General features: G+C 68.5%; 18 protein-coding genes and 1 pseudogene. 8 read left to right on the plus strand and 11 right to left on the minus strand.

What is annotated here, in order from left to right:
* Position 1: 1 nt before the first annotated feature.
* The gene (gene moaA, locus LZD57_RS12630; protein WP_233719922.1) at positions 2-991 is read right to left on the minus strand and encodes a GTP 3',8-cyclase MoaA; all 990 of its coding nucleotides are present in this window, start codon (positions 989-991) and stop codon (positions 2-4) included.
* Positions 992-1,295: 304 nt separating this feature from the next.
* Between moaA and LZD57_RS12635 the strand changes: the two genes are divergently transcribed.
* The gene (locus LZD57_RS12635; RefSeq protein ID WP_233719835.1) at positions 1,296-1,661 is read left to right on the plus strand and encodes a gamma-butyrobetaine hydroxylase family protein; all 366 of its coding nucleotides are present in this window, start codon (positions 1,296-1,298) and stop codon (positions 1,659-1,661) included.
* Positions 1,662-1,762: 101 nt separating this feature from the next.
* On the opposite strand, the gene LZD57_RS12640 is transcribed toward LZD57_RS12635, so the two are convergent.
* Positions 1,763-2,377: a glutathione S-transferase family protein gene (locus LZD57_RS12640; RefSeq protein ID WP_233719836.1), complete on the minus strand. Its 615-nt coding sequence runs from the start codon at positions 2,375-2,377 to the stop codon at positions 1,763-1,765.
* Between the two features lie 100 nt (positions 2,378-2,477).
* A complete protein-coding gene (locus LZD57_RS12645) occupies positions 2,478-3,164 on the minus strand; it encodes an SOS response-associated peptidase (protein WP_233719837.1) in 687 nt (228 codons plus the stop codon).
* A gap of 188 nt (positions 3,165-3,352) precedes the next feature.
* Between LZD57_RS12645 and LZD57_RS12650 the strand changes: the two genes are divergently transcribed.
* Positions 3,353-4,960: a GMC family oxidoreductase gene (locus LZD57_RS12650; protein WP_476733807.1), complete on the plus strand. Its 1,608-nt coding sequence runs from the start codon at positions 3,353-3,355 to the stop codon at positions 4,958-4,960.
* A 377-nt stretch (positions 4,961-5,337) separates the two neighbouring features.
* On the opposite strand, the gene LZD57_RS12655 is transcribed toward LZD57_RS12650, so the two are convergent.
* On the minus strand, positions 5,338-6,555 hold the full coding sequence (locus LZD57_RS12655) for an MFS transporter (RefSeq protein ID WP_233719839.1): 1,218 nt from the start codon (positions 6,553-6,555) through the stop codon (positions 5,338-5,340).
* Between the two features lie 44 nt (positions 6,556-6,599).
* Positions 6,600-7,415, minus strand: coding sequence for a DeoR/GlpR family DNA-binding transcription regulator (locus LZD57_RS12660; RefSeq protein WP_233719840.1), 816 nt, complete (start codon positions 7,413-7,415; stop codon positions 6,600-6,602).
* A 199-nt stretch (positions 7,416-7,614) separates the two neighbouring features.
* Here LZD57_RS12660 and LZD57_RS12665 point away from each other — a divergent pair, with 199 nt between their 5' ends.
* Positions 7,615-8,487 (plus strand): glucose 1-dehydrogenase, encoded by an 873-nt coding sequence (locus LZD57_RS12665; RefSeq protein WP_233719841.1) that lies wholly within the window; start codon positions 7,615-7,617, stop codon positions 8,485-8,487.
* A gap of 37 nt (positions 8,488-8,524) precedes the next feature.
* On the opposite strand, the gene LZD57_RS12670 is transcribed toward LZD57_RS12665, so the two are convergent.
* Both LZD57_RS12670 and LZD57_RS12675 read right to left on the minus strand, forming a co-directional pair.
* Complete coding sequence (locus LZD57_RS12670; RefSeq protein WP_233719842.1) at positions 8,525-9,496, minus strand: CHAD domain-containing protein; 972 nt, start codon at positions 9,494-9,496, stop codon at positions 8,525-8,527.
* A 19-nt stretch (positions 9,497-9,515) separates the two neighbouring features.
* On the minus strand, positions 9,516-9,992 hold the full coding sequence (locus LZD57_RS12675; RefSeq protein WP_233719843.1) for a CYTH domain-containing protein: 477 nt from the start codon (positions 9,990-9,992) through the stop codon (positions 9,516-9,518).
* Positions 9,993-10,169: 177 nt separating this feature from the next.
* On the opposite strand from LZD57_RS12675, the gene LZD57_RS12680 reads away from it, so the two are divergent.
* Positions 10,170-11,234 (plus strand): hypothetical protein, encoded by a 1,065-nt coding sequence (locus tag LZD57_RS12680; RefSeq protein ID WP_233719844.1) that lies wholly within the window; start codon positions 10,170-10,172, stop codon positions 11,232-11,234.
* A 36-nt stretch (positions 11,235-11,270) separates the two neighbouring features.
* Here the strand turns inward: LZD57_RS12680 and LZD57_RS12685 are convergent, their stop codons facing one another.
* Genes LZD57_RS12685 through hisB form a run of 4 tightly spaced genes read right to left on the minus strand, consistent with a single transcriptional unit; the run spans position 11,271 to position 13,798 of the window.
* Positions 11,271-11,750, minus strand: a complete 480-nt coding sequence (locus tag LZD57_RS12685; protein WP_233719845.1) for a methyltransferase family protein — start codon at positions 11,748-11,750, stop codon at positions 11,271-11,273.
* Positions 11,747-12,400, minus strand: a complete 654-nt coding sequence (hisH, locus tag LZD57_RS12690) for an imidazole glycerol phosphate synthase subunit HisH (protein ID WP_233719846.1) — start codon at positions 12,398-12,400, stop codon at positions 11,747-11,749. Before hisH ends, LZD57_RS12685 begins: the two co-directional genes overlap by 4 nt.
* Before the next feature lie 2 nt (positions 12,401-12,402).
* A complete protein-coding gene (locus tag LZD57_RS12695) occupies positions 12,403-13,167 on the minus strand; it encodes a DUF2628 domain-containing protein (protein ID WP_233719847.1) in 765 nt (254 codons plus the stop codon).
* Positions 13,168-13,189: 22 nt separating this feature from the next.
* Positions 13,190-13,798 carry an imidazoleglycerol-phosphate dehydratase HisB gene (hisB, locus tag LZD57_RS12700; RefSeq protein ID WP_233719848.1) on the minus strand — a complete coding sequence of 203 codons (609 nt, stop codon included), beginning with the start codon at positions 13,796-13,798 and terminating at the stop codon, positions 13,190-13,192.
* 222 nt (positions 13,799-14,020) lie between these two features.
* Between hisB and hslV the strand changes: the two genes are divergently transcribed.
* From hslV to LZD57_RS12715, 4 genes and pseudogenes are all read left to right on the plus strand, one after another.
* Positions 14,021-14,587 carry an ATP-dependent protease subunit HslV gene (hslV, locus tag LZD57_RS12705; protein WP_233719849.1) on the plus strand — a complete coding sequence of 189 codons (567 nt, stop codon included), beginning with the start codon at positions 14,021-14,023 and terminating at the stop codon, positions 14,585-14,587.
* A 273-nt stretch (positions 14,588-14,860) separates the two neighbouring features.
* Positions 14,861-15,046: pseudogene (locus LZD57_RS24155) on the plus strand (aldehyde dehydrogenase family protein); the annotation flags it as partial.
* A 44-nt stretch (positions 15,047-15,090) separates the two neighbouring features.
* Positions 15,091-16,140 carry a tartrate dehydrogenase gene (locus LZD57_RS12710; RefSeq protein ID WP_233719850.1) on the plus strand — a complete coding sequence of 350 codons (1,050 nt, stop codon included), beginning with the start codon at positions 15,091-15,093 and terminating at the stop codon, positions 16,138-16,140.
* 4 nt (positions 16,141-16,144) lie between these two features.
* The gene (locus LZD57_RS12715) at positions 16,145-17,602 is read left to right on the plus strand and encodes an NAD-dependent succinate-semialdehyde dehydrogenase (RefSeq protein ID WP_233719851.1); all 1,458 of its coding nucleotides are present in this window, start codon (positions 16,145-16,147) and stop codon (positions 17,600-17,602) included.
* Positions 17,603-17,680: the final 78 nt, after the last annotated feature.

Here is a 17,680-nt window from a genome sequence, read left to right on the forward strand (position 1 = left end):
TCTATCCTCCGGTCACGCTCATGTGTCGCGAGACGGCGGGTTTGCGCGTCTCCCGATCGATAATGAAGTCGTGTCCCTCCGGTTTCCTGCCGATCGCCTCGTCGATGGCGTTCGACAGGAGTTCGTTGCCCTCGGAGGCTCTGAGCGGCGTCCTGAGATCGGCGGCGTCCTCCTGGCCGAGGCACATGTAGAGGGTGCCGGTGCAGGTCAGGCGGACGCGATTGCAGCTTTCGCAGAAATTGTGGGTGAGCGGGGTGATGAAGCCGAGCCGGCCGCCGGTCTCCTCCACCTCGACGTAGCGCGCGGGGCCGCCGGTCTTGTAGGGGATGTCGGTCAGGGTGAAACGCTCCGACAGCCCGGCCCGGACCGCCGAGAGCGGCAGATACTGATCGGTCCGGTCGCCGTCGATCTCGCCGAGCGGCATCGTCTCGATCAGCGTCATGTCCATGCCCCTGCCATGGGCCCATTCGAGCATCGACGGGATCTCGTCGTCGTTGAAGCCCTTCAGGGCGACGGCGTTGAGCTTGACCCTGATGCCGGCCGCCTGCGCCGCGTCGATGCCGGCCATCACCTTGGCGAAATTACCCCAGCGGGTGATCTCCTTGAACTTGTCCGGGTTCAGCGTATCGAGCGAAACGTTGATCCGCTTCACCCCGCAATCGGCGAGCTCGGCGGCGAAACGTTCGAGCTGCGAGCCGTTGGTGGTGATCGTCAGTTCGTCGAGGGCGCCGGTGCCGAGATGGCGCGAGAGGGAGCGGATGAGATGCATGATGTTGCGCCGCACCAGCGGCTCGCCGCCGGTCAGGCGGAGCTTGCGCACTCCCTTCTCGACGAAGGTGGTCGCCAGCCGGTCGAGCTCTTCCAGCGTCAGGAGATCGCGTTTCGGCAGGAACGTCATGTTCTCCGCCATGCAATAGACGCAGCGGAAGTCGCAGCGATCGGTGACGGAGATCCTGAGATAGGTGATCGCGCGGCCGAACGGATCGATCATCTCGCCGGCCTGCCGCACCGGAACCGTTGCAGCTCCCGGGCGGTCTGCGATGTCGCGGGCAATCGCCATGCTCGAATTACGTCCTTCCGGCGGGTGGTCGCGTGGATCGGCACGAGCCTCGCCCCTCGGTCGGGACCGCGCGTCGGATGACGCCAGGCGCCATCGAAATCGAACCACATGCTTGCATTTCGTGCGCCGAATGTGGAATTGCGCGGGGCGAGGGTCAAGCCGCAGGGGCCGATCAAGCCATTGGAAAAGCGACCGTGACGGTTCGAGCCCGGGTCGCCCGACGGAGGTTGCGACGATGAACGCCAAGGTGGAAGCCCCGAGCGAACTGAAGGTCTCGAAGGACCGCCGGACGCTGACGGTCGTCTGGGCGGACGGCGCCAGGGACGCGTTTTCCGCCGAGATGCTGCGGGTCCTCTCTCCCTCGGCCGAGGTGCGCGGCCATTCGGAGGCCGAGCGCAAGACCGTGGCGGGCAAGATCGACGTGACGATCCGCGACCTCCAGCCGGTCGGCCATTACGCGGTGCGGATCGTCTTTGCCGACGGGCACGACACCGGCCTTTATTCGTGGAGCTACCTGTCGGAACTCGGCCGTGACAAGGATGCGCGCTGGCAGGGCTATCTCGACGAGTTGCGGGCCAAGGGGCTGCGGCGCGAAGCCTGAGCGAGACCGCTGCAGGTTCGACCGATCTCGCCCGAGGGGCAACGTGCCGGGACTTTGCCCGTCGGGGCCGGGATCGGGCGATGCGACTTCGGGCAGGGACCTCAGCCCGGCGCCTGCCCGCGCTTGAACGCCTCGCGATCGGTGAGGCGGCCGACGAACCTCTGGATCGCGGCGCTGTCCTTGATCCGCGGCGCGCCGAACATGGTGAACCACCAGAGCGTCGCGCCGATGGCGAGATCGGCGGCGGTGAAGGTCTCGCCGGTGACGTAGGTCGAGGCCGAAAGGCGTTCTTCGATCGTGTCGACGACGTCGTCGTAGCTGCCCCAGCCGAGCGCCATCTTCGGCAGCGGCGGGGCATCCTTGCGCATCATCGCGTCGATGCCGGCCGGTTCCAGGCAGGAGGGCGCGAAGAACAGCCAGCGGTAATAGGTCGCCCTTTCGCTGGTGCCGACGGCGGGGGCGAGGCCGGCCTCGGGAAAGCAGTCGGCGAGATGGGCGAGGATCGCAGCCGTCTCGGTCATCACCGTGCCGTCCGGCAGAATCAGCGTCGGCAGCTTGCCCATCGGATTGAGGGCGAGAAACTCCGGCGTGCGGTTCTCGCCCTTTTCGAAGTCGATCGGCACGAGCTCGTAGTCGGCCCCGACCTCGTTCAGCATCCAGCGCACCACCGCGGCGCGGCTCTGGGGGTTGAAGTAGAGTTTGAAACGACCCTGCATGCTTCGGTTCTCCAGAACAAAACATGAATATTCGCCAATATGCGTCCGCAATCATGACGCCATTGTGGCGCGGTGTCGGAAATGACGTCGCGTCGCCAGATCACAGGAGCCGCGGCTGGACCGGCTCCGCTGCAGCCTCCGCGCCGTCCTCCCGCTCTCCCTCCGCGACGATGGTCAACGCACCGTCGGGGAGCGGTCGCTGGAGCACCCCGGCCTCCGCCCACGGCGCCGACAGCCAGAGATCGATCTCTCGTGGCTCGCTCAGGATCACCGGCATCGCCTTGGGGTGGATGCGGCCGACCTCGCGGTTGGGGTCCGAGGTCAGGAAGCCGAAAAGATCCGCCGTCACCTCCCCCTCCCTGACCTTCCGGACGCTGGTCCATTCGGTCCAGATGCCGGCGAAGACGGCGAGGGGGCGGGCTTCCGACAGCGCGAACCAGACCGGCACCTTCTTTCCCGCCCGATCCTCGTATTCGGAAAAGCTGGTGAAGGGGACGACGCAGCGATGCTCCGGCGACAGCCAGCGCCGCCAATGCGGGCTCTTGACGTTGCGGATGTTGGTGACGCCGGGATCGGCCTTGCGGTTCTTCAGGACGAAGGCCGGGGAGGGCATGCCCCAGCGCATCATCGTCAGCTCCCGCTCGCCCGCGACGCTGCGCACCACCGGGGCGGCGTGGTCGGGAAAGATTCCCGGCAGCGGCGGCAGGTTGCCGGTGCGGTCAAGCGTCGCCCGGGTGAATTCGCGGATCGCCTGCTGGCCCTTGGTGACGGAATAAAGGTTGCACATCGTCTGCCTCCCGGCTCTTGCGGATACAGTCGCGCCCCGAGGCGCTCGGGCAAGACCGCCGACGACGGAGCGTCGACCGGCGTGACGGCCGGCGATATCACGCTCCGCCGTAGTTTGGTCTTGGCAGGTTTTCGGGTCTGTGCGACAGCTTCGGCGGGTGGGAGGATAGCGTGGCTGAAACCAATATCATCGAGACCTTCGATTACGTCGTCGCGGGGGCGGGGTCGGCCGGCTGCGTGCTCGCCAACCGGCTCTCGGCGGATCCCGGCAACCGGGTCCTGCTCTTGGAGGGTGGGGGGAAGGACGACTGGATCTGGTTCCACATCCCGGTCGGCTATCTCTTCGCCATCGGCAATCCGCGCGCCGACTGGATGTTCCGCACCGCCGAGGAGGCCGGGCTGAACGGCCGCTCGCTCGCCTATCCCCGCGGCAAGACGCTCGGCGGCTCCTCGGCGATCAACGCGATGATCTACATGCGCGGCCAGGCCGCCGACTACGACCACTGGCGCAAGCTCGGCCTGAAGGGCTGGGGCTGGGACGACGTCCTGCCGGTGTTCAAGCGGGTCGAGGATCACGCCGAGGGCGGCAGCGAATTTCACGGCACCGGCGGCGAGTGGCGGGTCGAGCATCCGCGGGTGAAGTGGGACATACTCGATCGTATCCGCGATGCGGCGGAGGCCGCGGGCGTTCCGAAGATCCCCGACTTCAACACCGGCGACAACACCGGCTCCTCCTACTTTCAGGTCAACCAGAAGGGCGGCCGGCGATGGAGCGCGGCGCGCGGCTTCCTGAAGCCGGTGCTGACGCGGCCGAACCTGAAGGTCGAGACCGGGGTTTCGGTGGACCGCGTCGAGGTGACGGAGGGCCGGGTCACCGCCGTCGTCTACCGCAAGGACGGGGCGACCCACCGCGCCGGCGTTCGCGGCGAGGCGGTGCTTTCGGCCGGCGCCGTCGGCTCGCCGCTGATCCTCGAGCGCTCCGGCATCGGCCATGGCGAGCGGCTCGCCGCCCATGGCATCGACGTCGTGAAGCATCTGCCGGGGGTCGGCGAGAACCTGCAGGACCACCTGCAGATCCGGCCGATCTACAAGGTGAACGGCATCAAGACGCTGAACACCGAATACTGGAATCTCGTCTCCCGGGCGATGATGGGGGTCAACTACGCGCTGTTCCGCAAGGGCCCGCTGACCATGGCGCCGAGCCAGGTCGGCGCCTTCGTGAAATCCTCGCCGCAATACGAGACCGCCAATCTGGAATTTCATTTCCAGCCGCTGTCGCTGGACGACTGGGGGCACGGGCTGCACCGTTTCGGCGCCTTCACCGCCAGCGTCTGCAACCTTCGCCCGACCAGCCGGGGCTCGATCCATCTCACCGGATCATTGCCCGAGGACAAGCCGGACATCCGGCCGAACTATCTGTCGACGGAAGCCGACCGGCAGGTGGCGGTCGATTCGCTCAAATGGGCGCGACGGATCGTCTTCCAGAAGCCGATGGAGCCGTACCGCCCGGAAGAATACAAGCCCGGCGCCCATGTCGCCTCGGAGGACGAGATGCTGGTTGCCGCCGGCGATCTCGGCACCACGATCTTCCACCCGGTCGGCACCGCGAAGATGGGAACGGACGACGACGCGGCGGCGGTCCTCGACGACAGGCTGCGGGTGCGCGGGATCGACGGGCTGCGGGTGATCGACGCCTCGGTGATGCCGGCGATCACCTCCGGCAACACCAATTCGCCGACCATCATGATCGCCGACAAGGGCGCCGAGATGATGCTGGGGGACGCAAGGGGACGGTGAGGGGGAGGGACCCGGGGCGGTTTGCGACGGGTTCTATGAACGTCTGAATTTCAGTCGTGTTCGCCCCACCGCGGCGTCATTCTCGGGCTTGTCGCTACAGCATTCACATCACCAGAGCGACTCCATCGGTAAGCCGGTGCCAAGCGATGCCACGGTTGAAGGAGGTGGCGAAATGTCTCGGCTTCGTCATTCTCGGGCCCCGTCCCGAGAATCCAGGGGCACCCGCGGCAACATCGGCCGCTTCCGCCTTCTGCAGCTAAAGCCGCGTTCCGCAACTGAAGCCGATCGCGCCCGACGATCTCTGGATTCTCGGGACGGGGCCCGAGAATGACGAATCGTTGAGGCTGGCGCCTCCGCCGCGGTCGGCTGCAGGCGCGTCAATCGACGGCGACGTCCCGGTCGGCGCCGGCCATCATGCCGGAGAGGGCGAGGACGACGGCGAGCAGTCCCGCCATGCCGAGATAGACGGTGGCGAGCCCGACGTGCTCGGCGACGAAGCCGATGATCGAGGGCGCCATCAGGCCGCCGGAATAGCCGATGGCGGTGGCGATCGTGATGCCCGTTCCGTCGGGCAGGCCCTTGACGTTGCCGGCGGCGGAGAAGGCGATCGGAACGATGTTGGCAAGGCCGATGCCGGCGAGCGCGAAGCCGGCCAGCGCCACGAGGACGTGACCGGCGAGGGCGGCGAGGGCGAGGCCGCAGGCGGCGACGAAGGCGAAGAGCCGCACCGTCCTCACGGCGCCGAGACGGTTGCGGATGTCGTCGCCGAGAAAGCGGAAGATCGCCATCGCGGCGGAAAAGGCGGCCAGCGCGAAGCCGGAGGTCGCCGTGTCGGCGCCGAGTTCGGTCTTCAGATACAGCGCGCTCCAGTCGATCGTGCCGCCCTCGGGCAGCATGGCGACGAGGGCGAAGAGGCCGATGGCGACGGCGCTGAGAAGCCCGGCCGTGCCGTAGGATGACGCCGCAGCCCCCGTCGCCGCAACGGTCTTCCCGGCCATCGCCGGCGTCTGCACCGCGGCGCGGTCGTCGCGGGCCATTCTCCAGACGAGGGCGAAGCAGACCAGGATGACCGCTGCGACGGCGGCGGCATGGGCGCCGGGACCGAAGGCGGCGATGATCGGCCCGCCGGCGCCGGCGCCGACGAAGCCGCCGACCGACCAGAAACCGTGGCTCGACGACATGATCGCCCGGTCCATGTGGCGTTCGAGGGTGACGGCATTGGCGTTCATCGCCGCGTCCATGCCGGCGAACATCATGCCGAACAGGAAGATCGCCGCGAAGGCGAAGCCGAGCGTGGGCGCGAGGATCAGCGCCGGAAAGGCGAAGGCCGCGCAGAAATGCGTCAGCAGCATCGGCGGGCGCGAGCCGAGGCGGGCGATGGCCCTCGCGATCAGCGGCATCGTCAGGATCCCGCCGAGACCGAAGGCGACGATGAGGAAGCCGATGGTCTTTTCGCCGATGCCGAGCCGCGCCGCCAGCACCGGCACCTCGGGCGCCCAGCTCCCGATGCCGAAGCCGTTGACGAAGAAGGCCAGCGCCACGGCGCGGCGGGCCGGCGGAAAGCGGCCGAGGCCGGGCGGCGATGCTAGGGGCATGAGACGATCCGAATTCGATGATGCGTGAAAGGTCGGGACGAGCGTCAGCGCCCGGGCGCGCCGGCGAGGACGACGTCGGCGCCGGTCTCGCGAAGCGCCTCGACGACCGGGGCCGGCGCTCCCGCCTCCGTGACGATCCGCCCGACGGCTTCAACGCCGGTGACGAAGAAGGGTGCCACGGTGGCGAGCTTTTCGGCGGTGGCGAGAACCATGGTTCGGACGCTGGCGCCCACGAGACGCCGCTTGATCGCCGCGTCCTCGGGATCGAAGGCGGTGACGCCCGCCGCCGCATCGAGACCGCAGGCGCCGAGGACGAGGAGGTCCGGCCGCAGCCTCTCAACCTCGCCGAGCGCGTCCGCCCCGAGGCAGGCGCCGGTCTCGGCGTCGTAGCGCCCGCCGATCAGCGTCACCGGGTGCCGGGGGCGGGGCGGAACGGCGAGCGCGATGGCCGGGGAATGGGTGACGACGCGCAGCCGCCGGTCCTGCGGCAATTTCGCGGCGAGGGCGAGATTGGCCGAGCCGGCGTCGATGAAGATCGTCGATCCGTCGGCGAGAAAGGCCGCGGCGGCAGCCGCGAGGGCGTGCTTCTGCGGCGCGCCGATCCGTGCCCGTTCGTGCAGCGGCGGCGGAAGCGGTGCGGAGGACCGGGCGAGGGCGCCGCCATAGACCCGCTCGCAGAGGCCGGCCGAGGCCATGTCCCGGAGGTCCCGGCGGATCGTGTCTTCGGAGACGTCGAAGGCGGCGGCGAGTTCGCCGGCCAGCACCTTGCCGTCGCGGGCGAGGCGGCCGGCGATCGCCGCCTGTCTCTCGCGGGTGAGCATGTCCGTCTCCAGAGATCCGATGCCGATATGCACGTTCATGCATGATTCGGAATTAACACGCAATCGGGTCGATCTCGGTTCGGTGGAATTGCATGTGCAGCTAGCGATTGTCTCCGGGCCCGGCCGGAACGCGCGCGGAACCGGCGGGCTTTCCGGGAGAGTGCGAGACGCGACCTGGCCGCGCCGGGTGGCGCCATGGCCGCGCATCGTCGCAATCGATCCGACCAGGAGACCGACCATGCCCCGCGATCCGAGAAACTGTTACCCGCGCCCCGAGCAGCTCGCCCAGCAACAGGCGATGCCCGGTGATACCGACGAGATGACGCCGAAACCCGACCACGGCGAAGAGAGCTACGAGGGCCATGGCCGGCTGAGGGACCGCGTCGCCATCGTCACCGGCGGCGATTCCGGCATCGGCCGGGCCGTCGCGATCGCCTATGCGCGCGAGGGCGCCGACGTGATCATCTCGTACTGGAACGAGCACGACGACGCGAAAGAGACCGCCGACTGGGTCGAGAAGGCCGGCCGCAAGGCGGTCCTCGTACCCGGCGACGTCAAGGAGGAGGCCTATTGCAACGGCCTCATCGACCGGGCCTTCGACGAGTTCGGCCGGCTCGACATCCTGGTCAACAACGCCGCGCACCAGGCGACGTTCGAAAAGCCGGAAGACATCTCCGCGACCGAGTGGGACGTGACTTTCCGCACCAACATCCACGGCATGTTCTACCTGTCGAAGCGGGCGGTGGCGCGGATGGAACCCGGCGGCACGATCATCAACACCGCCTCGATCAACTCGACCGATCCCTCGCCGGGTCTCCTCGCTTATGCGACGACCAAGGGGGCGATCCAGAACTTCACGGCAGGGCTGTGCAGAATGGTCGCCGATCGGGGCATCCGGGTGAACGCCGTCGCGCCCGGCCCGGTCTGGACGCCGCTGATCCCCTCGACCATGCCGGAGGAAAAGGTGAAGAGCTTCGGCTCCAACACGCCGCTCGGCCGCGCCGGCCAGCCGGCGGAACTCGCCGGCTCCTACGTCTTCCTCGCCTCGGAGGACGCCACCTACATCACCGGCGCGGTGATCGAGGTGACGGGTGGCAGGCCGATGCTCTGAGGGGAAGGCAGCCGGCGACAGCGTGCCGGGCCGCGGGTCATGCCACCCGGCGATCGGCCCCGGGCGTCTCCGGCGGCATCCGGGAGCCGCTTTCGCGCGCGGCCAGCCGGTAGAGCGCTTCGATGCGGGCGGCGAAGTGCGCATCCGTCTCGACGAGGAGCCGGTGCGCTCCGGCGAGGCCGCGTTCGCGCAGTTCGCTTTGCCGCCGGTCGATCAGCGCGATGAGAAGGGAGAGGGTTTCCTCGTCGCCGAAGGCCTTCGGGTCGGCCCGGATCTCGGCCCGCATCACCGCGAAGTCGTGATCGCGGCCGAGATCGTCGGCGACGGCCTTGGCGGCGGCGATAGGGGCCTCGAACGCCTCGGGCCAGGCGGGAGCAAGAAGCCGCAGATGCATCCAGTGATATTTGACCCGCTTGCGCAGCTCGTGGAAGTCCTCCGCCTTGCGGGTCTTTCGGGCGCGTTTCATCGCGTCGTGGGCGCGGGCATAGGTGCGGCCGGCGCCTTTCGCGAGCAGGCGGCCGGCCTTCTTCGCATCGTGTCGCCCGCCGTCGATCTGAAAGGCCTGCACCTTCGATCGCGCCTGTTCGAGGGCCTGGATCGCACGACGACCGGCCTCCGCGAGGTCGCCTTCTTGTCCGGCGGCGTCGTCGCGCTCGGCCTCCAGTTTGCGGCGGACCGTCGCCAGGGAACGGACGCGCAGCTTGTCGTCGAAGGTCGCGACGAGATCGTCGAAGGCCTCGATCAGCGCTGCCTTGTCGCGCACGCCCGAGAGGCCCCTGGCACCGTCCCGGAACGCGGCGTTCAGCTCGCCGTAGAGGTCCTCGCCGGCCGGCCGGAGCAGGCGGACGAGCCCGCGCAGCTTCTTGAAGCGCTTGCGGGCCTCGTGAACCGCTTCGTGCGGGTCGCCCTCCTCCTGCCGCAGATCCTTCAGCGCCCGATCGATCTGGGCGACGGCCGCCTTGCGAAACTCCGCGTCGAGGGCGCGGGCGGGGCGAATCTCGTAGGCCACTTGCGGTTCACTTCCAGGTTCAAAGGGTCTCGGCCGGTCCGCCGTGGTCGCGAAGCGCCAGCGTCTGGTTGAGATAGCGCGCGTCGCCGGTGATCTCGGCTCCGAGGAACTCCGGCCGCTCGAAGCTCTCGTCCTCGTCCGCCAGCTCGATCTCGGCGACGACGAGCCCGGCGAGGGCACCTTCATAGACGTCGATCTCGATGGTGTGACGCCCGTTCGGGACCAGATGGCGGGTCTTCTCGACGATGCGGCCGAGGGCGCTCTGGCGCAGGATCTCGGCATCGTCGAGCGGGATGTCGTATTCGAACTCCCCGCGGCTGAGGCCGCGCCCCATCTTGATCGTCAGCTTCGCCGAGGCGCCGTCGGTGATGCGCACCCGGCAGGACCGATCGTCGCCGGCGAACAGATAGAACTGCTCAAGGCGCCTGGCGGAATGGGCATGCGGCCGCCAGCCATCGCCTTCGAGGAGAAATTTCCGCTCGATTTCCCGCGCCATCGATACCCTCTTCCTTGCCGCCATGGCTGGCAAACTTGCCGGGGCCGGCGGTCGTTCCGGACCGCTTTCCGGCGAGGCTGGCTTTCGCCGGCGCCCGAGACTTTCGCCGGAACGGGGCGAGGTTGCCGGAGTTGGCCTTGGAGACGCAAGGTCAACGACACGAAGGAGCGACGAAAAATGGACATTTCGAAAGAGGATCGCGGCCTCTTGCTCGATCTCCTGCGAACCCGGGGCCCCTCCGGCGACGAACGGGACGTGACGGCACGGTTCAAGCCCGAGCTGGAAGCGGTGATGGACGAGGTCCGGGTCGATCCGGCCGGCAATCTCGTCTCGGTCCTGCGGGCGCCGGAGCCTTCGGCCGAACCCGTGATGGCGGTTGCGCACATGGACGAGATCGCGATGATCGTGAAGCGCATCAATCCGGACGGCACGCTGAGGATCACCAATCTCGGCGGCGACCGACCGATTTCCTTCGGCCAGTGCGCCGTCGACATCCTCGCCGACGGGGAATGCCTCGTCGGCGTGCTGTCGCTCGGTTCGCTCCATCGCACCGACCATTCCAAGGACATGGCCGACATCCGCCGCGACGGCACCCAGTGGGACAACTGCTTCGTCGTCACTGGCATGTCGCCGGAGGAACTGGCGGCGGCGGGCGTTCATCCGGGAACCCGGGTCGTCCTTTCGGTCGTCGAGCGCGAGCTGATCGAGGTCGGCGAGCTCTTCGGCGGCCACTTCATGGACGACCGCGCCCCGATGCTGGCCGGGCTGATGGCGATGCGCCGGGTGAAAGAGCGCCGCGCCGACATGACGCGCGACGTCTACTACGTCTGCTCGACCAAGGAGGAAGTCACCAATGCGGGCGCCAAATATGCCGCGCGCACGCTGCCCGGCGACCAGATGATCGCGCTGGAGGTCGGACCCGTGGCGGCGGAATACGATACCGTTCTCGACGAACGGCCGATCCTGTCCTTCGGCGACCAGAAGGGCCTCTACAGCCCCGGCCTGATCGACGACATCCGCGATGCCGCGAGGCTGGAGGACGTCGGGCTGCAGCTGGCGCTTTTGAAGTACTTCGCCTCGGATGCGAGCGCGGCGGTTTCCGACGGTTTGAAGCCGCAGACGGCGGTGATGTGCATCCCGACCCAGAACACCCACGGCTTCGAGCTCGTCCACAAGGACGGCTTCGACACCTTCGCCCGGGTGCTGGCGCGCACGCTGGTCGAAGGCCACCGCAACGCCTGAGATCGTCCGCCGTCCGGTGCGCGCTGCGAGCGCCGATCACAGCCAGCGGCGGCTCTTGCGCATGAAATCGCGATAGGCATCGCCGAACTTGCCGGTCAGATAGCGCTCCTCGCGCCTGATCACGCCGTAATGGATCGTCAGGACGGCGGGAAGGAGAAGGGCTGCGGTGAGGGCGCAGTCGAAAAGCAGCGCGACGCCGGCATAGACGAGGGCCATGCCGAGATACATCGGGTTGCGGGTGAGGCGGTAGACGCCGTCGACGACCAGCGCCGTCGAGGGCTTCCACGGCTCGGGACTGGTGCCGGCGCGGCGAAAGCGCAGGAGCGCGAGGGCGATCGGCACGATCCCCGCCGCCAGGGCCGGCAGGCCGAGGAGGAGCCGAAGCCGGAGCGGCAGGCCGAAATCGAGCCCGGCGCCGGAAAAATGCGCGACCATGCCGACGAGCAGCGGCACGCCGTAGATCAGCGGCGGCGGGGCGACGACGCCCGGATGGTCGACCCCGGCAGGGCGGCTCACGGCTTCCAGCCGAGGAAGTTGGCGAGCAGCCTCAGCCCCAGCGTCTGGCTTTTTTCGGGATGGAACTGGGTGCCGGCGAAATTGTCCCGCGCCACCATCGCCGTCACCGGACCGCCGTAGTCGGCGGTCGCGACGACGGTGTCGGGATCGCTGGCGGCGAGATGGTAGGAGTGGACGAAATAGGCGTGCAGCCCGTCGGGTCCTGTCGGGATGCCGGCGAGAAGCGGATGGTCCCGCCTTGCGGTGATGGTGTTCCAGCCGATCTGCGGGATCTTCAGCGCCGGATCGGCGGGCTCGATCCGGACGACGTCGCCGGGGATCCAGCCGAAGCCCTCGGTGACGGTCTTTTCGAGGCCGCGCGAGGCCATCAGCTGCATGCCGACGCAGATGCCGAGAAACGGCCTTGCCCGGGTCTCGACGGCTTCCCGCAAGGCCTCGACCATGCCGGGAACCGCGGCGAGCCCGGCCCGACAGTCGGCATAGGCGCCGACGCCCGGCAGGATCACCCCGTCGGCCGCGCGCACCACCTCCGGGTCGTCGGTGAGGGCGACGGCGACGTTGCGGCCGGCCTCGCGGGCGGCGCGCTCGACCGCCTTGGTGGCCGAGCGGAGGTTGCCGGAGCCGTAGTCGATGATGGCGAAGGTCGGCATCGTCAGAGCCTGCCCACCGGGCGGCGGCGCCCGCCGGACAGCTTGGCGACTTCGACGCCCGGCTTGTCCCAGCGCTCGGCCCAGCCCTCGACCTTGATGCTCCGCTCCAGCTCGGTCTTCAGCCGGGCGCTCGGATCGGTCGTCGTCGGAGCTTCCCGATCCGTGGACGCGGTCTCGACGGTTTCGGTGGGCGAAGGGGCGTCGTCTGCGAGGCTCCGTTCGGTCGGACGAGCCTCGCCGCGGGAGGTCGGAACGGTGGCGGCCGGAACGGCTGGCTCTTCCGCCGTCATCGCCCCTTCCGCCGGCCCGCCCGGTTCGCTCGATGCGGCCGGTTCCGCCGGCGCAGCCGGGGTGACGGGCGCAGAGGGGGTCGCCGGCGAAACGGGCGGCTCGATCGCGGCGGTCTCGGCCGCGCAGTAATAGATCAGCTCGGCCTCGTCGGTGTTCTGCGCCTCGAAGGCGGCGACGTCGTTCCAGCCGTTGCGCCGCAACCTCGCGGCCCGAAGGCTCGGCCCTTCGAGGCCGATCAGGACGCCGAGCAGGACCGAGATCAGCGCCGCGCTCAATTCGAAGCCCTGAACCGTACCGAGCAGGTTCAGCGCGACGAGGATGGCGATCGTCACCAGCCCCGAGACCCACAGGCCGTAGCGGAACATCCACAGGAAGGTGAAGACGAAGGCGAGGAACGAGAAGCGATCGCGCAGGAAGATCGCCGCGTCGCTCGGACCCACGGCCTCCGGCGGTTCGAAGACGACGTAGCGGCTCATGAGCGCAGCCCCTGCCGGATCCTCATGCCAAGAGCCCCTTGGTCGAGGGCACGAGGTCGGCCTGCCGCGGATCGATCTCGATCGCCTGGCCGAGCACCCGCGCCACGGCCTTGAAGCAGGTCTCGGCGACGTGGTGGGCGTTGTCGCCGTAGAGGTTTTCGACATGCAGCGTCAGGCCGGCATTCTGGGCCAGCGCCTGGAAGAATTCGCGCACCAGCTCGGTGTCGAAGCTGCCGATCTTTGCCCGGGAGAACTCGGCCCTGAACACCAGGAAGGGCCGGCCCGAGACGTCGATCGCGGCACGCGTCAGACATTCGTCCATGGCCAGATCGAGCGAGGCATAGCGGCGGATGCCGCGGCGCTCGCCGAGCGCCTGGCGGATCGCCTGGCCGATCGCGATGCCGGTATCCTCGACGGTGTGGTGATCGTCGATGTGGAGGTCGCCCTCGGTGGCGACGTCCATGTCGATCAGCGAGTGACGCGACAGCTGCTCCAGCATGTGATCGAAGAAGCCGACGCCGGTCGCGATGGTCGAACGGCCGGTGCCGTCGAGATCGACCCGAACCCTGACCTTGGTTTCCTTGGTCGCGCGTTCGACCACGCCGTCGCGCCGCCCGGCGGTGTGAGCCATGTTCCTGCCCCTGAACACGGATGGTTCATTTTTCTTGGCTTCTACGCTGGAATGCAGCGGGTGGAAAGCCGTCTGTCGCAAAACCGACGCAAAAACCGGTCTCTCGCCGACACTCTTGCTTGGCAACGAAGAGACGGGCGCCCACATGGGGGCGAACGGGGAAGCGACCGCGCCGTGGCACCGCGCCATTTCGAGGCGGCCGCCCCTGCAAGAGGATCTGCCATGAATTTCGAACAGCACGACCCGGCCAAGATCTACGGCACGACCATCGTCACCGTCCGCAAGGGCGGCAAGGTGGTGATCGCCGGCGACGGCCAGGTCTCCCTCGGAAACACCATGATCAAGGGGAACGCCAGGAAGGTTCGCCGGATCGGCAAGGGCGGCCAGGTGATCGCCGGGTTCGCCGGCGCGACGGCCGATGCCTTCACCCTGCTGGAGCGGCTCGAAGCCAAACTCGAACAGTATCCCGACCAGTTGATGCGCGCCTGCGTGGAGCTTGCCAAGGACTGGCGTACCGACCGGTATCTCAGGCGGCTCGAAGCGATGATGATCGTCGCCGACCGCTCCGTCACGCTGACGCTGACTGGCACCGGCGACGTGCTCGAGCCGGAACAGGGCCTGATGGCCATCGGCTCGGGCGGCAACTATGCGCTCGCGGCGGCGAGAGCACTCGCCGACATGGACATGGACGCCGAGGCGATCGCCCGCAAGGCGATGAAGATCGCCGCCGAAATCTGCATCTACACCAACGACAACGTCGTCGTCGAAGCGATCGACGACGCCGCCTGAGGCCAGGACGTCCGGCGCCGTCGAAGACACGCGGCGGAAAGGCGGCATTGCGCTCCTCGTCGGACGGCTGGAGCACCCGGCACGGCCTGCCCGCCACCGCGTCGGGGATCGCCGGGGCTTTCGACCGCGGCAGGGTCGCCGCGTCATATTCCGCTTCCTGGGGGCAGGCACGCGATGGAATGTGCCACGGCGGGCCCGTCTTCGCGATCTCCTGTCGCGCGGGCCGGACTAGCCTCGGCGCATCGATTCGCGTTTGGCTGCGAAAGGCGCGCCATGTCCCTCAGCTTCGATCCTGCCACGATCGTCTGTCCCGTCGGCCATCACATCGGCGGCCGCCTGATCGCGGCAGAGCCGGCAATCGCCGTCCACCGGCCCTCGGACGGCGCCGTTCACGCCGGCTGCCCCAAGGCCGATGCCGCGGTCGTCGACGAGGTCGTGGCGGCTGAGACCGCGGATGAAGTCCGTTCTGATCGACCTTTGACATCCGCAACGAGGGAGCAACCATGACCTCATACAAGATCGCGCTCATCCCCGGCGACGGCATCGGCCCGGCCGTCGTCGAGGCCGCCTGGCAGGTCGCCGGAGCGGTCGCGGCGAAAGAGGGATTCGGCCTCGAAGGCACCAGCTTCCCGTGGTCCTGCCAGACCTATCTCGACACCGGCGCGATGATGCCGGAAGACGGGATCGAGACGCTGCGCGGCCACGACGCCATCCTGCTCGGCGCCGTCGGATGGCCGGCGACCGTGCCGGATTCGGTTTCGCTGCACGGCCTGCTGCTGCCGATCCGCAAGGCCTTCGTGCAATATGCCAACGTCCGGCCGCACCGGCTCCTGCCGGGGGTCGAAGGTCCGCTGAAGGCCGAAGGCTTCGACATCCTGTGCATTCGCGAGAACACCGAGGGCGAATATTCCGGCGCCGGCGGTCGCATCCACCAGGGAACCGCCGACGAGGTCGCAGTCGAGACGGCGATCTTCACCCGGGCCGGCGTCGAGCGCATCCTGCGCTTTGCCTTCGACAAGGCGCGCGAGCGCTCGGGGCGCCTCGCCTCGGTGACGAAGTCGAACGCCCAGAAGCACACGATGGTCTTCTGGGACGAGACGACCCGGAAGATCTCCGCCGACTATCCCGACGTCGAGGTGAAGTCCTACCACATCGACGCGATGGCGGCCCGCATGGTCATGGCGCCGGAAACGCTCGACGTGGTCGTCGCCTCCAACCTGTTCGGCGACATCCTCACCGATCTCGGCGCCGCGATCCAGGGCGGCCTCGGCTTCGCCGCATCGGCCAATATCGACCCGACCCGGTCGGGCCCGTCGATGTTCGAGCCGGTGCACGGCTCGGCGCCGGACATCATGGGGAAGGGGATCGCCAACCCGCTCGCGACGATCTGGTCGACGGCGATGATGCTGGAGCATCTCGGCGAAGGCGGCGGCGCCGGGCGGATCATGCGGGCGATGGAGCGGACGACGGCGCAGGGCGTCGGCGTCCGGCCGGGCGGGCACGGGACCGAGGACATCACCGCCGCCGTTCTGAAGGCGATCGAAGAGGAGTAGGGCGATGGACGCCATCGAAACCATGCCGCTGTTGCGGCAGCGGGCCGTCATCGGCGGCGAATGGACCGGCGCCGACGGCGGCGAGACGATCGCGGTAACGAATCCGGCGACCGGCGAAGTGCTCGGCACGGTGCCGGCGATGGGCGCTGGCGAAACGCAGCGCGCGATCGCCGCCGCCGAGGCGGCCTTTCGAAGCTGGCGCAAGCGCACCCATGCCGAGCGCGCCGCCCTGCTGATGGCCTGGCACGACCTGATGCTGGAGCATCGGGCCGAACTGGCGATGATCCTGACGCTCGAGCAGGGCAAGCCGCTGACCGAAGCCGACGGCGAGATCGGCTACGGCGCTTCCTTCGTCAAGTGGTTCGCCGAGGAAGCGCGGCGGATCGACGGCGGGCTCATCCCGTCACCCACTCCCGACCGCCGGATCGCCGTCCTGAAGGAGCCGGTGGGCGTCTGCGGCATCGTCACCCCGTGGAACTTTCCGAATGCGATGATCACCCGCAAGGTCGCTCCGGCGCTCGCCGCCGGCTGCACCGTGGTCGTCAAGCCCTCCGAGCTGACGCCGTTTTCGGCCCTCGCCATGGCCGTCCTGGCGGAGCAGGCGGGCATTCCGGCCGGCGTGATCAACGTCGTCACCGGCCTGCCGACGGGGATCGGCGGCGAACTGACCGGCAATCCCGCCGTGCGCAAGCTGAGCTTCACCGGCTCGACGAAGGTCGGCTCGCTGCTGATGGCGCAATGCGCCCCGACGGTGAAGCGCCTCAGCCTCGAACTCGGCGGCAACGCCCCCTTCATCGTCTTCGACGATGCCGATCTCGACGCCGCGGTCGAGGGCGCGCTGATCTCCAAGTTCCGCAATGGCGGCCAGACCTGCGTCTGCGCCAATCGCATCCTCGTCCAGTCCGGCATCCACGACGCCTTCGTCGAAAAACTGTCGGCACGGGTCGCGGCGATGAAGGTCGGGCCGGGAACGCAGGAGGGCGTCGCCATCGGGCCGATGATCAACGCGGCGGCGCTCGAGAAGATCGTCCGCCATGTCGACGACGCGCTCGCCAAGGGGGCCCGGCTGGCGAACGAGCGGGCCGCATTGCCGGAGGGGCCGCAATATGTCGCGCCGATCGTCCTCACCGGCGCGACCACCGACATGCAGCTCGCCGGGGAGGAGACCTTCGGGCCGGTGGCGCCGATCTTCCGCTTCGAGACCGAGGAGGAGGCCCTCGCCATCGCCAACGGCACGCCCTTCGGTCTCGCGGCCTATTTCTACACGCGCGATCTCGCCCGCGGCTTCAGGGTCGGCGAGGCGCTGGAATTCGGCATGGTCGGGCTGAACACCGGGCTGATCTCCACCGAGGTCGCGCCGTTCGGCGGCGTCAAGCAGTCCGGTCTCGGCCGGGAAGGCTCGCAGCTCGGCATCGAGGAATATCTGGAGACGAAAGCCTTCCACATCGGCGGGCTCGGCTGAACCGGCTTCGCCGACGGCAGACGCAAGGAGGCCGGTGCCGCAGAGGCGGTGCCGGCCTCCGTGAGGCCCTGGAACGAA

This window comes from Jiella avicenniae, assembly GCF_021390325.1.
Taxonomy (GTDB): Bacteria; Pseudomonadota; Alphaproteobacteria; order Rhizobiales; family Rhizobiaceae; genus Jiella; species Jiella avicenniae.

Coding starts and splice junctions, on each gene's coding strand:
- moaA (WP_233719922.1), bottom strand. CDS start 991: ATGATCGATCCGTTCGGCCGCGCGATCACCTATCTCAGGATCTCCGTC.
- LZD57_RS12635 (WP_233719835.1), top strand. CDS start 1,296: ATGAACGCCAAGGTGGAAGCCCCGAGCGAACTGAAGGTCTCGAAGGAC.
- LZD57_RS12640 (WP_233719836.1), bottom strand. CDS start 2,377: ATGCAGGGTCGTTTCAAACTCTACTTCAACCCCCAGAGCCGCGCCGCG.
- LZD57_RS12645 (WP_233719837.1), bottom strand. CDS start 3,164: ATGTGCAACCTTTATTCCGTCACCAAGGGCCAGCAGGCGATCCGCGAA.
- LZD57_RS12655 (WP_233719839.1), bottom strand. CDS start 6,555: ATGCCCCTAGCATCGCCGCCCGGCCTCGGCCGCTTTCCGCCGGCCCGC.
- LZD57_RS12660 (WP_233719840.1), bottom strand. CDS start 7,415: ATGAACGTGCATATCGGCATCGGATCTCTGGAGACGGACATGCTCACC.
- LZD57_RS12665 (WP_233719841.1), top strand. CDS start 7,615: ATGCCCCGCGATCCGAGAAACTGTTACCCGCGCCCCGAGCAGCTCGCC.
- LZD57_RS12675 (WP_233719843.1), bottom strand. CDS start 9,992: ATGGCGCGGGAAATCGAGCGGAAATTTCTCCTCGAAGGCGATGGCTGG.
- LZD57_RS12680 (WP_233719844.1), top strand. CDS start 10,170: ATGGACATTTCGAAAGAGGATCGCGGCCTCTTGCTCGATCTCCTGCGA.
- hisH (WP_233719846.1), bottom strand. CDS start 12,400: ATGCCGACCTTCGCCATCATCGACTACGGCTCCGGCAACCTCCGCTCG.
- LZD57_RS12695 (WP_233719847.1), bottom strand. CDS start 13,167: ATGAGCCGCTACGTCGTCTTCGAACCGCCGGAGGCCGTGGGTCCGAGC.
- hisB (WP_233719848.1), bottom strand. CDS start 13,798: ATGGCTCACACCGCCGGGCGGCGCGACGGCGTGGTCGAACGCGCGACC.
- hslV (WP_233719849.1), top strand. CDS start 14,021: ATGAATTTCGAACAGCACGACCCGGCCAAGATCTACGGCACGACCATC.
- LZD57_RS12710 (WP_233719850.1), top strand. CDS start 15,091: ATGACCTCATACAAGATCGCGCTCATCCCCGGCGACGGCATCGGCCCG.
- LZD57_RS12715 (WP_233719851.1), top strand. CDS start 16,145: ATGGACGCCATCGAAACCATGCCGCTGTTGCGGCAGCGGGCCGTCATC.